12 protein-coding genes and 1 tRNA gene are annotated in these 13,816 nt (G+C 69.8%); 10 read left to right on the top strand and 3 right to left on the bottom strand.

Annotation, left to right across the window (positions count from 1 at the left end; translation table 11 throughout):
• From AB0I98_RS11690 to AB0I98_RS11680, 3 genes are all read left to right on the top strand, one after another.
• Window positions 1-962: AIM24 family protein (locus tag AB0I98_RS11690; protein ID WP_362938880.1), on the top strand; the 962-nt coding region annotated here is incomplete at its 5' end.
• Between the two features lie 13 nt (window positions 963-975).
• Entirely contained in the window at window positions 976-1,656 is a 681-nt protein-coding gene (locus AB0I98_RS11685; protein WP_328357304.1) for an AIM24 family protein, read from the top strand.
• Window positions 1,657-1,670: 14 nt separating this feature from the next.
• Window positions 1,671-2,426: an AIM24 family protein gene (locus AB0I98_RS11680; protein WP_362938877.1), complete on the top strand. Its 756-nt coding sequence runs from the start codon at window positions 1,671-1,673 to the stop codon at window positions 2,424-2,426.
• Window positions 2,427-2,477: 51 nt separating this feature from the next.
• Here AB0I98_RS11680 and AB0I98_RS11675 read toward each other — a convergent pair whose 3' ends face one another.
• Window positions 2,478-2,999, bottom strand: a complete 522-nt coding sequence (locus AB0I98_RS11675; RefSeq protein ID WP_362938874.1) for an NUDIX hydrolase — start codon at window positions 2,997-2,999, stop codon at window positions 2,478-2,480.
• Entirely contained in the window at window positions 2,996-4,414 is a 1,419-nt protein-coding gene (locus AB0I98_RS11670) for a zinc-dependent metalloprotease (protein ID WP_362938871.1), read from the bottom strand. The genes AB0I98_RS11675 and AB0I98_RS11670 overlap by 4 nt, the downstream gene beginning before the upstream one ends.
• A gap of 191 nt (window positions 4,415-4,605) precedes the next feature.
• On the opposite strand from AB0I98_RS11670, the gene AB0I98_RS11665 reads away from it, so the two are divergent.
• The 4 genes from AB0I98_RS11665 (at window position 4,606) to AB0I98_RS11650 (ending at window position 7,744) form a co-directional block, all read left to right on the top strand.
• A complete protein-coding gene (locus AB0I98_RS11665) occupies window positions 4,606-5,724 on the top strand; it encodes an SDR family oxidoreductase (protein ID WP_210572311.1) in 1,119 nt (372 codons plus the stop codon).
• A gap of 112 nt (window positions 5,725-5,836) precedes the next feature.
• Window positions 5,837-6,298 (top strand): molybdenum cofactor biosynthesis protein MoaE, encoded by a 462-nt coding sequence (locus AB0I98_RS11660; RefSeq protein ID WP_362938868.1) that lies wholly within the window; start codon window positions 5,837-5,839, stop codon window positions 6,296-6,298.
• Window positions 6,299-6,416: 118 nt separating this feature from the next.
• A complete protein-coding gene (locus tag AB0I98_RS11655) occupies window positions 6,417-6,581 on the top strand; it encodes a hypothetical protein (RefSeq protein WP_362938865.1) in 165 nt (54 codons plus the stop codon).
• A gap of 68 nt (window positions 6,582-6,649) precedes the next feature.
• Window positions 6,650-7,744: a PDZ domain-containing protein gene (locus tag AB0I98_RS11650; protein WP_362938862.1), complete on the top strand. Its 1,095-nt coding sequence runs from the start codon at window positions 6,650-6,652 to the stop codon at window positions 7,742-7,744.
• A gap of 9 nt (window positions 7,745-7,753) precedes the next feature.
• Here AB0I98_RS11650 and AB0I98_RS11645 read toward each other — a convergent pair whose 3' ends face one another.
• Window positions 7,754-8,299: a PPA1309 family protein gene (locus AB0I98_RS11645; protein ID WP_362938859.1), complete on the bottom strand. Its 546-nt coding sequence runs from the start codon at window positions 8,297-8,299 to the stop codon at window positions 7,754-7,756.
• A 164-nt stretch (window positions 8,300-8,463) separates the two neighbouring features.
• Between AB0I98_RS11645 and AB0I98_RS11640 the strand changes: the two genes are divergently transcribed.
• The 3 genes from AB0I98_RS11640 to AB0I98_RS11630 all read left to right on the top strand — a co-directional run bounded on the left by AB0I98_RS11640 (window position 8,464) and on the right by AB0I98_RS11630 (window position 13,660).
• A complete protein-coding gene (locus AB0I98_RS11640) occupies window positions 8,464-11,424 on the top strand; it encodes a UPF0182 family protein (protein ID WP_362938904.1) in 2,961 nt (986 codons plus the stop codon).
• Window positions 11,425-11,465: 41 nt separating this feature from the next.
• Window positions 11,466-11,539: transfer RNA gene (locus tag AB0I98_RS11635), tRNA-Met, on the top strand.
• A gap of 207 nt (window positions 11,540-11,746) precedes the next feature.
• The gene (locus AB0I98_RS11630; protein ID WP_362938856.1) at window positions 11,747-13,660 is read left to right on the top strand and encodes a tetratricopeptide repeat protein; all 1,914 of its coding nucleotides are present in this window, start codon (window positions 11,747-11,749) and stop codon (window positions 13,658-13,660) included.
• Window positions 13,661-13,816: the final 156 nt, after the last annotated feature.

The following is a 13,816-nucleotide window of genomic DNA, read 5'->3' as shown; positions in this document are numbered from 1 at the left end:
CCGTGCACGCCGCGCCCACCATCGTCGCCCCGATGACACCGCCGGGCGGCGCCCAGGTGCCGCCCCCGGCCCCCGCCCCGGCGCCCTACGGACAGCCCCCCGGCCAGCAGCAACCGCCGTACGGCCAGGCCCCCGGCCAGACCGCCCCGCTGCCGCCCGGCTACGCGCAGCCCCAGGCACCGCAGGCTCCTCAGGCACCGCAAGCCCCCACGCCGCCGCCCGGCTACGGTCAGCCGACCCCGCCCCCGGGCTACGGACAGCAGCAGCAGTTCGGGCAGGCGCCCCAGGGAACCCCGCAGGCTCCCGGTGTCACCGCCGCGCTCCAGAAGTTCAAGGAGACGCCCACCGGACAGCGCTGGACGCAGCAGAACAAGAAGATGATCCGGGTCGACCTCGGCATCGGCGGGCAGCCCGTGCTGGCCCGGCAGGGCAGCATGGTGCTCTACCAGGGCAAGGTCGACTTCAGCTACAAGAGCGCGGGCTTCGCCGGCCGGATCGCGGGCAACGCGACCGGCCAGGAGATGCAGCTGATGCGCTGTACCGGCCAGGGCCAGGTGTTCCTCGCCGAGAACTCCACGATGCTGCACCCCATCGAGCTCCAGGGCGACGGCATCTGTGTCTCCGCCGAGAACGTCCTCGCCTTCGACGAGGGCCTCCAGCACGAGGTCCGCCGGATCGAGGGACACGGCATCCCCGGAGGCGCGCTGTTCACGATGCAGTTCACCGGGACCGGCACGATCGTCGTGAAGACGCACGGCACGCCCGTGGTGCTGCCGGTCACGCCCACGACGTTCGCGGACTGCAACGCCGTGGTCGCCTGGTCGTCCGCCGCCCAGGTGGTCGTCTCCAGCCAGGTCCGCATGCGCCGCAACTCCTACCCCGGCGACACCGGGGAGAGCGTCAACCTCCAGTTCCGCGGCGCTCCCGGCAACTTCATCGTCGTCCAGCCGTACGAGATCTGAGGGAGAGCCCGTCATGAACCAGCCGCTCGCGGGCTACGCTCCCGCACCCGTCACCGCCCGCATGGAGAACCACGGCAACCACATGCTGAAGGTCGCCATGCAGACCGGAAACGACCTCCTCGCGCGCGTGGGGTCGATGGTCGCCTACGAGGGGTTCGTCCAGTACGAGCCCAACCCGCCCGCCGTCCGCCAGATCGCCCGCGACTGGGCCACCGGTGAGGGCGCGCCCCTGATGAAAGCCTCCGGCGACGGCCTGCTCTACCTCGCGGACTACGGCGCCAATGTCGTCGTGATCAACCTCAACGGCGATGGGATCTCCGTCAACGCCACCAATCTGCTCGCCTTCGACGCCCACCTCACCTGGGGCGTCGAGCGGGTCAAGGGGCTGGCGAAGTTCGCCGGGCAGGGCCTGTGGAACACCAAGATCTCCGGGCAGGGCTGGGTCGCGCTGACCTCCCGGGGCAAGCCGATCGTCGTCGACTGCGGCGGTGGCGAGGACGAGACGTACGTCGACCCGGACGCGCTCGTCGCCTGGTCCCCGAACCTCAAGGTGAAGGGCAAGCGCAGCTTCAAGGCGCAGTCGCTCATCGGCCGGGGCAGCGGTGAGGCCTTCCAGATGGCCTTCTCCGGCCAGGGCATCGTCGTCGTCCAGCCCAGCGAGGACAGCACCGACCGTCTCCGGGTCCGGGGCTGAGGGGGAGCACCACCATGCAGAGTCCGCTTTTCGCCTACAACGACCAGCAGACCCAGGAGCGTTGGAGCCTGCAGAACAAGCAGATGCTCCGCGTCGCCGTGGACGGTCACGAGGACCTCCTCGCCCGCAAGGGCACGATGGTCGCCTACCAAGGCCTCGTCGAGTTCGACGCCGAGTACCAGAGCCGCAATCAGGGCCGCGCGCGTGCCCGCACCGGCGAGGGCCTCGACCTGATGCGCTGTCACGGGCAGGGCACGGTCTACCTCGCCAACCTCGCGCAGCACGTCCATGTGATGGAGGTGGACCACGACGGGCTGACCGTCGACAGCAGCTACGTCCTCGCCATGGACTCCTCGCTGCACCACGAGGTCATCGCCGTCGACAGCCTCTACGGCATCTCCGGCTCCGGCAAGTACCAGCTCAACATCACCGGCCGCGGCAAGGTCGCGCTGATGACCTCGGGCGCCCCGCTGATGATGCAGGTGACACCCGACAAGTACGTCAACTGCGACGCCGACGCCATCGTCGCCTGGTCGACCTCTCTGCGCGTGCAGATGCAGGCCCAGACGCACTCCTCCGGCATCTGGCGCCGCCGCGGCAACACCGGTGAGGGCTGGGAGCTCAGCTTCATGGGCAGCGGCTACGCCCTGGTCCAGCCCAGCGAGCTGCTGCCGCCGCAGAACGCCCAGATCGGCTCGGGCGCCGCCGCGCAGTTCGGCATGGGACAGCAGGGGGCGCGGGGCCAGAACCAAGGCAACGCCTGGAGCTGACCGCACATGACAGGTAAGGGGTGACCACCATGGCGGTCGCCCCTTACACGTTCACAGCCTGGCGCGCGTCGCTTCCAGCAGTCGTACGACCGACTCGTCCGCTACGGTCGCCACCTCGTCGTAGGCGAACCAGCGCAGGTCGAGCGACTCGTCGCTGATCGCGTGCACCGCGTCCGGCGGTGCCAGGACCGCGTACTGGACGTCGAAGTGGCAGTGGCACGGCGGCGGGATCGGATGCCGGTCCAGGCGCACCGGGCCGCCCGGCAGCAGCGTCAGCCCCGCGACACCGGACTCCTCGGTCGCCTCGCGCAGCGCGGCGGCCTGCAGAGAGGTGTCCTGCGGCTCGCAGTGGCCGCCCATCTGCAGCCACATGCGCATCTTCTTGTGGAGCGTCAGCAGGACCCGCCCGCGCGATGGGTCGATCACCATGGCGCTCGCCGTGATGTGCCCGTCTCCGCAGGCCTTCCACATGCCGTCCGGGTGTGCCGCGAGATGGTCCAGGTACGCCTGGCGCAGCTCTTCCTGGCCCTCGTACCCCTTCAGCACGAGGACCGCGTCGTCGTACAGGCTCACTCGGTGTCGTCGTCCTCGCTCTTGTCCCGCTTCTTGAGGTCGGGCTTGTCCGCGGCCTCGCCGAGCATCTTGTCCAGCTCGGAGAAGTCGAGCTGCTCGCGGTGCACGAAGCCGTCGGGGTCGTCCAGGTCGGTGGCCGTCGGCAGCATGTCCGGGTGGGCCCACAGGGCGTCCCGGCCGTCGACACCGCGTGCGTCCGTGAGCGAGGCCCACAGGCGGGAAGCGTCGCGCAGGCGCCGGGGGCGCAGCTCGAGGCCGATCAGGGTGGCGAAGGTCTGCTCGGCGGGGCCGCCCGTGGCACGGCGGCGGCGCAGGGTCTCCCGCAGCGCGTCGGCGGACGACAGGCGGGGTTTCGCGGCGGCGTGCACCACCGCGTCGACCCAGCCCTCGACGAGCGCCAGAGCCGTCTCCAGACGGGCCAGGGCCGCCTTCTGCTCGGGCGTGTCCTCCGGCTGGAACATGCCCTGCTGGAGGGCGTCCTGCAGCTGCTCGGGGTTTTGCGGGTCGAACTGGCCGACCACGTCCTCCAGTTTGGCGGTGTCGACCTTGATCCCGCGCGCGTACCCGTCGACTGCACCGAACAGGTGCGAGCGCAGCCACGGCACATGTGCGAAGAGGCGCTGGTGGGCGGCCTCGCGCAGGGCGAGATACAGCCGCACCTCCTCCTTCGGCACACCGAGGTCCTTGCCCAGCCCCTCGATGTTCACGGGCAGCAGCGCGGCCTTGCCGGCCGGGCCGAGCGGCAGGCCGATGTCGGTCGAGCCGACCACCTCGCCCGCGAGCACGCCGACGGCCTGTCCGATCTGCGTGCCGAACATGGCGCCGCCCATGGAGCGCATCATGCCGATCAGCGGGCCCGCCATGGCCTGCATCTCCTCCGGCAGGACATCGCCCATGGCCGCGCCGACGCGCTCGGCGACCGGGTCGACCAGTTCCTTCCACGCGGGCAGGGTCGCCTCGACCCACTCCGCGCGGCTCCACGCCACGGCGGTGCCCGCGCCGGACGGCAGCGAGGTCGCGTCGTCGAGCCACAGGTCGGCCAGGCGGACGGCCTCCTGGACCGCGGTGCGGTCGGAGGGGCCGACGCTCGCGTCCTTGACGCCGTCCGACGTGCCCTGGGAGACCGTCTGGCGGGCGATCTGCTTGGCCATGTCCCAGTTCACCGGCCCGCCCTCGTACGAGAGCATCTGGCCGAGCTGCTGGAACGCGGCGCCCAGGTCGGTGGGGTTCAGCGAGCCGAACATGGCCGCGAACGGATTGTCCGCACCGGGGCCTGAAGCTCCGGGCAGCCCGCCGAAACCGAACGGGTTGGCCGGGCCCTGACCACCACCGCTCTCCTGGTCCTTCTTCTTGCCCTCGTCGCCGTCTTCCGGCTCCTCCGGCGGAAGGCCGAATCCGAATGGGGTGTCACTCACGGGATTCCTCGGCTGTTAAGGCCACCGGTTGGCTCCGGCGGCACGACTGCCCGATAACACCACCCAGCGTAGACACCCGGGGCCGTTCGGGCCTCGGTGCTCCGCCGACTCGTGGCCTGCGGCAGGATGGATGCACCTGGTACGCACGCGTCGCTCGCGTTCGTACTGAAGACAACCGCTGGAGACGCCCGGTGAGTTCCCCAGATCCACAGGTTCGCGCAGCGCGAAACCACTCAACCACGCCCGCGTCCGCTCTGCGCGGGCCCGTCGTCGCGGTCACCGGTGCCGCGTCCGGCATCGGTGCGCTGCTCACCGAGCGGCTCGCCGCGTCCGAGGAGATCAAGCAGGTCATCGCGATCGACGAGCGGCGCGGCGAGTGCGCCGGTGCCCAGTGGCACATCCTCGACGTGCGGGATCCGGCGATCGCGGACAAGCTGCGGGGCGCGGACGTGGTGGTGCATCTGGCGCTCGACCTGGATCTGGAGACCGACGCCGCGGCCCGAACGGCCTACAACGTCCGGGGGACACAGACCGTGCTGACCGCCGCCGCGGCGGCCGGGGTGCACCGGGTGGTCGTGTGTACGTCGGCGATGGTCTACGGGGCGCTGCCGGACAACGAGCTGCCGTTGTCCGAGGACGCGGAGCTGCGGGCCACGGCCGAGGCCACCGGGGTCGGGGATCTGCTGGAGATCGAGCGGCTCGCGCGACGGGCTCCGCGGGCTCACCCGGGGCTCAATGTCACCGTCGTCCGGCCCTCGGTGCTCGTCGGGGGCACCGACACCGCGCTGACCAGGTACTTCGAGTCGCCTCGGCTGCTTGTCGTCGCCGGGTCCCGGCCCGCCTGGCAGTTCTGTCATGTCGAGGATCTGTGCAGTGCTCTGGAGTACGCCGTCCTGGAGAAGGTCGACGGGGAGCTGGCCGTCGGATGTGACGGGTGGCTGGAGCAGGAGGAGGTCGAGGAGCTGAGCGGGATCCGGCGGATGGAGCTGCCGTCCGCGGTCGCGCTGGGCGCGGCGGCTCGGCTGCACCGGATCGGGCTCACGCCGTCTCCGGCGGGGGATCTGGCCTACACGATGTATCCGTGGGTGGTGAGCGGGAGCCGGCTGCATGACGCCGGGTGGCGGCCGCAGTGGACCAATGAGGAGGTCCTCGCGGAGCTGCTGGAGGAGGTCTCCGGTCGGCGCACGGTCGTCGGGCGGCGGCTGGGACGCAAGGACGCGACGGCGGCGGGCGCCGCGGGTGCGACGGTGGCGCTGCTCGGTGCGGCGGCCGTGGTGCGGCGGGCCCGGAAGGCCCGGCGTCGGGTCTGACGGATACGAGTGCCCGGACGCGGGTTCTTGTAGGAGGCTCCGAAGCTCCACGCGCGCGTGCCTGGTGAAAGTTCCCTTCCGGGTTGTCAGTGGCGTGGGGCACGATGGAGACATGGCACCCACGAACGATCACCCCGGTGAGCAGGCCGCGCACGATCCCATCCAGCTGATCGCCATCCGGGAGACGGCCCTCTCCCTCGACGAGGTCTTCAAGGCCGTCGGGGACGACGCCGCCGGCGGGACCGCTCTGTTCGTCGGGACCGTGCGGAATCACGACGAGGGCGCCGATGTCGATGAGCTCGGATACTCGTGCCATCCCAGTGCCGAGGCCGAGATGCGGCGGATCGCCGAGAAGGTCGTCGCCGAGTTCCCCGTGCGCGCGCTCGCGGCGGTGCACCGGGTCGGGGACCTCAAGGTGGGGGACCTCGCCGTCGTCGTCGCCGTCTCGTGCCCGCATCGGGGTGAGGCCTTCGAGGCCTGCCGGAAACTCATCGACGACCTCAAGCACGAAGTGCCGATCTGGAAGCACCAGAAGTTCTCTGATGGGACGGAAGAGTGGGTCGGCGCCTGCTGACCGAACACCGGGCCACCCTCCGGTTGCGTAACCCGACCCCCGGCGTGAGCGTTGTCCGTGCAGCTGGTTAATCTGCTGATCAGTCAGTTGCGGTCGCTCATGGGGATGGGAGGACGGCATGGCGGCGCTCGCCTGGTTGCTGATTCCGCTTGTGGCTGCGATCGGTGCCGGTCTGTGGGGCAGTTGGGCCAACCGGACCCGGAGGGCGCGGGGTGACGGTCCCGAGCTCGACGGGTACGCGCGCTTCCGCGAGGCCATGGAGAAGCCCCGCACCCGTACGTGACAGGGGCCGGCCGCCCGGACGGACGGCCCTGACGGTCCGCTGACAGCGGCGTCCCGTACTGTCGTTCCATGCCACGCCGCACTGCGACGATGCTCGCCTCCACCCTGCTGCTGATAGCGCTCCTGTGCGCCGGAGTCTTCATCACCGTGCCGTATGCGGAGATGTCGCCGGGGCCGACGGTGAACACGCTCGGGGACCACGACGGCGAGCCGGTGCTGCGGATCTCCGGGCGGAAGACGTACGAGACGAGCGGGCATCTGAACATGACCACGGTGCGGGTCACCAGCGCCGACTACCGGATGAACCTCGTCGAGGCGGTCTACGGCTGGCTCGCGCACGACAACAAGGTCGTGCCGCACGACACGATCTACCCGGACGGCAAGACCGAGGAAGAGTCCACCCAGGAGAACGCCGAGGAGTTCAGCCAGTCCCAGGAGAGCGCGAAGGTCGCCGCCCTGAAGGCGCTGGACGTCCCGGTGAAGTCCTGGGTGATCGTCTCGACGGTCCTCAAGGACTCCCCGGCCGAGGGCAGGCTGCACGCCGGCGATGTGATCAAGTCCGTCGACGGGACGACCGTGAAGAAGCCCGAGGACGTCGCCGAACTGGTGACCAAGCACAAGCCCGGTGAGGATGTCGCCTTCACCATCGTGCCCGCCGAGGAGCAGGCCGCCGCCGAGAAGGAACAGCGGGCGGCGACCAAGACGGAGAAGGTCACCATACGGACCACGAAGTCCGACGACACCGGCGAGGAGCGCGCCATCGTCGGGATCTCCGCCGGGACGGACCACACGTTCCCGTTCACCATCGACATCAAGCTTGCCGACGTCGGCGGGCCGAGCGCCGGTCTGATGTTCGCGCTCGGCATCTACGACAAGCTCACGCCGGGCAGCCTCACCGGCGGGTCCTTCGTCGCCGGGACGGGCACCATCGACGACGCCGGCAAGGTCGGCCCGATCGGCGGCATCGAGATGAAGACGGTCGGGGCGCGCGAGAAGGGCGCCCAGTACTTCCTGACGCCCGCCGACAACTGCGCGGCCGCCGCCGACGACACCCCCGACGGCCTCACCCTGGTCAAGGTGAAGACCATCGACGATGCCCTCGGCGCCCTCAAGGACATCCGCAGCGGCGACACCGCCGATCTGCCGAAGTGCACGACGAAGTAGCCGACCGGGCTACTCCTCGAACGTCGCCGCCAGCGCCTGAGCCAGCCCCGGCACCAGCTCGGAACCGGTGAGGACCTCCGTCGGCGTGTCCTTCTCACGCAGCCTCAGGGCCGATTCGCGGTCGCCGCCGCGCAGGACGCCGACCGTCATCCGGACCTCCTGGCGCTTGGGGTGGTCGGCGACCCACTGGGCGAGCTTCTGCTCGCTCATGCCTTCCGGCACGGACGCTTCGGCGGACGGCGGCAGCATCAGGCGTTCCACGCTGAGCGCGCAGCCGACCACCGCGTCGGGCCAGGCGATGGTGCCGAGGAACTCGTCGAGTGGCTTGCCCGTTGGAATTTCGTCCTGCTCGATCGGGGTGAGACCGGTGGTGGTCTCCTGCTCGTCCCCCAGGCCGAGCCGGTCCGCGAGCGAGGGCTGTTCGGCCCGCAACCGGGAGGTGTCTACGAGGGCGAAGAGGCGCGCGGGCTGGTCCCAGCCGAGGCCGGAGACGTACTCGTCGATCTCGAGTACGGCCCGGGTCAGAGGGCTCGCTGCCATGGGAGTGTTGGACATGGTCACAATCCTGCCTCGTTCCCCACCCGAATCGGGAACCGAGTAAAGCGTGAGTAAGTTGCATAGGTGAGGGCCTACGATCACGGGGCCCTTCGGACGGCCCGCGAACACGAGGGCCCGACAGACCAACAGCGAACTTCGAGGTGCACACCTTGGCTTTCCAGATGCCGGACCGCGGCGGAGGCCCGACGGGGCCACGGATCAGAGTGGGCCGCCCGTCCCGGCGGGTCCGGACCCTGCTCATGACGCTGGGCGTCCTTGCCGTACTCGGCATGGCGTTCACCATGTTCGCGGGTTTCTGGACCGACTGGCTCTGGTATCGGTCGGTGAACTACTCGTCCGTGTTCACGACCACGCTGTGGACCAAGATCGGGCTGTTCTTCGTCTTCGGTCTCCTGATGGCCCTCGCGGTCGGCTTCAACATCTGGCTGGCCCACCGGCTGCGCCCACCGCTGAGCGCCATGTCGATGGAGCAGCAGAACCTCGACCGCTACCGCATGGGCATCGCGCCGTACAAGAAGTGGCTGCTGCTCGGCATCACTTCCCTGATCGGCCTGATCGCGGGCGCTTCGGCGTCGGGGCAGTGGCGGACCTGGCTGATGTGGGTCAACGGCGTGCCCTTCAACCAGAAGGACCCGCAGTTCCACCTCGACGTCGCCTTCTACGCCTTCGACCTGCCGTGGTACCGCTTCCTGCTCGGCTTCGGCTTCGCCACCGCGATCCTCTCCCTGATCGCCGCCGCGCTCACGCACTACCTGTACGGCGGGCTGCGCATCACCAGCCCGGGGGCGCGCGCCACCGCCGCGGCCACCAGCCATCTGTCGGTGCTCATCGGCACGTTCGTCGCCCTGAAGGCGGTCGCGTACTGGCTCGACCGGTACGGCCTCGCGGTCAAGTCCAGCGACTTCAAGGCGACCGACAACTGGACCGGCCTCAGGTACGTCGACGCGAACGCCTATCTGCCCGCCAAGACGATCCTGTTCTGCATCGCCGTCATCTGCGCGCTGCTGTTCTTCGCCACCCTGTGGCGGCGCACATGGCAGCTGCCGCTGATCGGCTTCGGCCTGATGGTGCTGTCGGCGATCCTCATCGGCGGTCTGTACCCGGCGATCGTCCAGAAGTTCGAGGTCCAGCCCAACGAGCAGGCCAAGGAAGCGCCGTACGTCAACAAGAACCTCGAGGCGACGCGCCAGGCCTACGGCATCGACGACGCCAAGGTCACCGACTACAGCGGTGTCAGCAAGACCGAGGACAAGGCCACGCTGCGGGACGACGTCGACTCCACGGCGAGCATCCGCATCATGGACCCGAACGTCGTCTCGCCCACGTTCCAGCAGCTCCAACAGATCAGGAACTACTACTCGTTCCCGACCAACCTGGACGTCGACCGCTACAGCGAGAAGGGCAAGGACCAGGACACGGTCATCGGTCTGCGTGAGCTGAACCTCCAGGGCATTCCGAAGAACAACTGGATCAACGACCACTTCCGCTACACCCACGGGTACGGCGTGGTCGCCGCCAAGGGCACTCAGGTCGACGCCGAGGGCCGCCCGGTGTTCACGGAGTCCGACCTGCCCTCCAAGGGAGAGCTGGGGACGTATCAGCAGCGCGTCTACTACGGCGAGAAGACCAGCGAGTACTCGATCGTCGGCGGTCCCCAGAAGGAGATCGACTACTCCGACGACAGCGGCGAGAAGACGTACAGCTACGAGGCCAAGAGCGGCGTCAACCTCGCCAACCCGGTCAACCGGGCGGCGTACGCGGTGGCGTTCAGCGAGCCGCAGATCCTCTACTCCGGTGCGATCGGCGAGGGTTCGCGGATCCTGTACAACCGCACGCCCAAGGAGCGCGTCGAGGCGGTGGCCCCGTGGCTGACCATCGACGGCGACGCCTATCCGGCGGTGGTGAACGGCAAGATCCAGTGGATCGTCGACGCGTACACGACGACGAACGGCTATCCATACGCGTCCCGTACGACGCTCGGTTCCTCGACGGCCGACTCGCTGACCGCGACCAACAACTCGCGCGCGGTGGTGGCCCAGCAGAACCAGGTCAACTACATCCGCAACTCGGTGAAGGCGACCGTCGACGCGTACACCGGCGAGGTCAAGCTCTATCAGTGGGACACCGAGGACCCGGTCCTGAAGACCTGGATGAAGGCGTTCCCGGGCACGGTCGAGTCCAAGAGCGACATTTCCAAGGACCTGATGGCCCATCTCCGGTACCCGCAGGACCTGTTCAAGGTCCAGCGTGAGCTGCTGACCCGCTACCACGTGGAGGACGCGGACACGTTCCTCAGCGGCAGCGAGGTGTGGCAGGTGCCGGACGACCCGACCAACAAGTCGGGCAACGCGGTGCCGCCGTACTACCAGAGCCTGAAGATGCCCGATCAGCAGGCGCAGGCGTTCTCGCTGACGACGACGTTCACGCCCAACGGGCGGGACAACCTCAGCGCGTTCATGTCGGTCGACGCCGAGGCGGGCACCAGTGACTACGGCAAGATCAGAGTCCTGAAACTGCCGACGAGTACGACCGTCAACGGACCCAAACAGGTCCAGAGCCAGTTCAACTCCGAACAGGACATCGCTGAGCAGATCAGGCTGCTGCAGGGCGGCGACTCCGAAGTCGAGTACGGCAACCTGCTGACGGTGCCACTGGACGGGGGACTGCTGTACGTCGAACCCGTCTACGTCCGCGGTGGCGGGCTCAAGTACCCACTCCTGCGCAAGGTGTTGGTGACCTACGGCGGCAACACCGCCTTCGAGGACACCCTCGACGAGGCCCTCAACAAGGTCTTCGGAGCGGAGGGCGCGACGACCGAGCCGCCGCCACCACCACCGGATGACGGCGATACGACTCCGCCGCCGACGTCCACCAATCCGACGGTCCAAGAGGCGCTGAACGACGCCCAGGAGGCCTTCGACGCCGGCCAGGAAGCCCTGAAGAAGGGTGACTGGGAGGCGTACGGGCGGGCGCAGGACGACCTCCAAGAGGCGCTCCAGCGGGCCGAGGACGCGCAGGCGAAGGCCGGTGACACCGGTGGGGGGAACGGCGGCTCCAGTCCCAGTCCCAGCGCCACTCCGAGCGGCAGTCCCAGTCCCAGCAGGAGCCCGGACAGCAGTTGATCGAGACCGTCCCGCGCCGTGATACGGTTGCCGAACAACGGCGCGGGGTGGAGCAGCTCGGTAGCTCGCTGGGCTCATAACCCAGAGGTCGCAGGTTCAAATCCTGTCCCCGCTACTGATACGAAGGCCCGGATCCTGAAAAGGATCCGGGCCTTCGGTGTATGTGCGAACGCATGTGCCGACCTGGGGGATGGCCGTGCCGCCGTGGGGAGTTGAGCGATGTGTGTTTGACTTGTCGTTCTGTGGGCAAGTCGACAAAACGCTGAAGTGACCTCACTGGCTGCGGTATACCAGGTGTACCCAGGTTGCAGGTGGTGCGACGATGGACGTTATGGGGGACAAGGCAACTCTGTTGGAGACAGGGCGGTTTGGGGAGCCTGCCGACCTTTCGCAGTCGACGGGCGATATGTCCGTGCCCGAATTCCCGTCCCCCATGGCCTCATCTGCGACCGATCTTGAGCGTCGCGTGAACGATTTTGTCCAGTCCGCGGACCGGGACGAAACCGGTGATGCCGCCGAGGAGGCCCGGCAGCGGCTCGCCGCCGAAGCCGGTGACGTCGAGGCGATGAGTGTCCTCGGGGCCCTGCTGCTGCGCCGCGGTGACCTCGACGGAGCCGAAGCCCATCTGCGCGCCGCCACCGCGGCCGGTGACCGGGCCGCCGCCAACAACCTGGGTGTCCTGCTGCACCAGCGCGGGTACGCCGACGAGGCCGCCGGCTGGTGGCGCATCGCCGCCGTCGCCGGGTCCGCCGCCGCCGCGCATGCGCTGGGCCGTCACCACCGGGAGCGCGGCGACGAGCCCGCGGCCGAGTACTGGCTGCGTCAGTCCGCCGAGCAGGGGCACGCCCTCGGCGCGTACGCGCTCGCCGATCTGCTGGAGCACCGGGGCGACGACGGGGCCGGCGCGTGGATGCGGGCAGCGGCGGAGCGGGGGCACCGGGAGGCGGCGTACCGGCTGGCGCGGGCGATCGACCGCAAGGCCGCGCAAGAGGGCGAGAGCGGGACCGACGACGGTGCCGGTGCTTCGCTCGTGGGCGAGGCCGAGCAGTGGTACCGGCAGGCCGCCGCACGCGGGCACCGGCGGGCCGCGCTGCACCTCGGGGCGATCCTGGAGAAGCGTGGGCAGTTGAAGGAGGCCGGGCGCTGGTATCTGACGTCCGCCAAGGACGGAGAGGCGCGGGCCGCCTGCGCGCTCGGGTTCCTGCTGCGCGACGCGGGCGACTCCGAGAGCGCCGCCGTGTGGTGGCTGCGGGCCGCCCAGGACGGCGACGGCAACGCGGCGAACGCGCTGGGCGCGCTGCATGCCGAGCGCGGGGAGACCCAGACCGCCGAGCGGTGGTACCGGGCCGCGATGGACGCCGGCGACGTCAACGGCGCGTACAACCTCGGGCTGCTCTGCGCCGAGCAGGGGCGGACAGCGCAGGCCGAGCAGTGGTACCGGCGTGCGGCGTACGCCGGGCACCGGGAGGCGGCGAACGCGCTGGCGATCCTGCTGCTCCAGGGCGGCGACACGGCCGGTGCCGAGCCGTGGTTCTCCAAGGCGGCGGAGGCCGGGAGCGTGGACGCCGCGTTCAACCTCGGGATCCTGTACGCCGGGCGGGGTGAGGACGAGGTCGCGCTGCGGTGCTACGAGCGTGCTGCCGCCGCCGGGCATACGGAGGCGGCGCTTCAGGTCGGGATCGCGCGGTTGCGTGAGGGCGATGAGCGGGCGGCCGAGCGGCATCTGCGGTGTGCGGCGGGGGGCGGCAGTATCGAGGCCGCGTATCGGCTGGCGACCGTGCTGGACGCGCGGCGGCCGCCTGAGCCCGCGCATGAGCTCGGGGAGCCGGTGCGGGAGCGGAGCGAGTGCGAGGAGTGGTACGAGCGGGCCGCGTCGCAAGGGCATCGGCGGGCGCAGGTGCGGGTCGGGATGCTGGCCGCTGCGCGGGGCGATGTCGTGGAGGCGGCTCGGTGGTACCGGGAGGCTGCGGAGGCCGGGTCCCGGAACGGCGCGTTCAATCTTGGGCTGCTGTTGGCTCGGGAGGGGAGTGAGCCCGAGGCTGCCGTGTGGTGGGCGCGGGCCGCTGACGCGGGGCATGGGCGGGCGGCGTTGCGACTTGCCCTGGTCTACGCGCGTCGTGGGGAGCTGGCTGAGGGGCAGCGGTGGGCTGATCGTGCGGTGACGCTGGGGCCGGCGGAGGTTTCGGAGCGGGCGGGGCGGTTGCGGGACGCTCTGCGGGAGGAACTGTCGGCGTGACGCTGCGCCTGTGCTGGAGCCGGATTGCCGGTTGACCGGCGTGGGGGCTGGGGCGGGGTGAGTCGCGCGGCCCGGCGCTGACGGGGCGCCGCCTGCGCCCACCCTCCCCCACTCTCGGCTTCGCTCGAGCGGGGGGACCCCCATCGCCCCAGGCGG

The sequence above is a fragment of the Streptomyces sp. NPDC050211 genome (genome assembly GCF_040656035.1).
Classification (GTDB): Bacteria; Actinomycetota; Actinomycetes; order Streptomycetales; family Streptomycetaceae; genus Streptomyces.
This window is presented reverse-complemented; position numbering and strand designations above follow the sequence as displayed.

Bases quoted from the DNA above. Each gene is read 5' to 3' on its own strand.
- AB0I98_RS11640 (WP_362938904.1), top strand. From the start codon at position 8,464: ATGCCGGACCGCGGCGGAGGCCCGACGGGGCCACGGATCAGAGTGGGC.
- AB0I98_RS11685 (WP_328357304.1), top strand. From the start codon at position 976: ATGAACCAGCCGCTCGCGGGCTACGCTCCCGCACCCGTCACCGCCCGC.
- AB0I98_RS11655 (WP_362938865.1), top strand. From the start codon at position 6,417: ATGGCGGCGCTCGCCTGGTTGCTGATTCCGCTTGTGGCTGCGATCGGT.
- AB0I98_RS11645 (WP_362938859.1), bottom strand. From the start codon at position 8,299: ATGTCCAACACTCCCATGGCAGCGAGCCCTCTGACCCGGGCCGTACTC.
- AB0I98_RS11630 (WP_362938856.1), top strand. From the start codon at position 11,747: ATGGACGTTATGGGGGACAAGGCAACTCTGTTGGAGACAGGGCGGTTT.
- AB0I98_RS11660 (WP_362938868.1), top strand. From the start codon at position 5,837: ATGGCACCCACGAACGATCACCCCGGTGAGCAGGCCGCGCACGATCCC.
- AB0I98_RS11650 (WP_362938862.1), top strand. From the start codon at position 6,650: ATGCCACGCCGCACTGCGACGATGCTCGCCTCCACCCTGCTGCTGATA.
- AB0I98_RS11680 (WP_362938877.1), top strand. From the start codon at position 1,671: ATGCAGAGTCCGCTTTTCGCCTACAACGACCAGCAGACCCAGGAGCGT.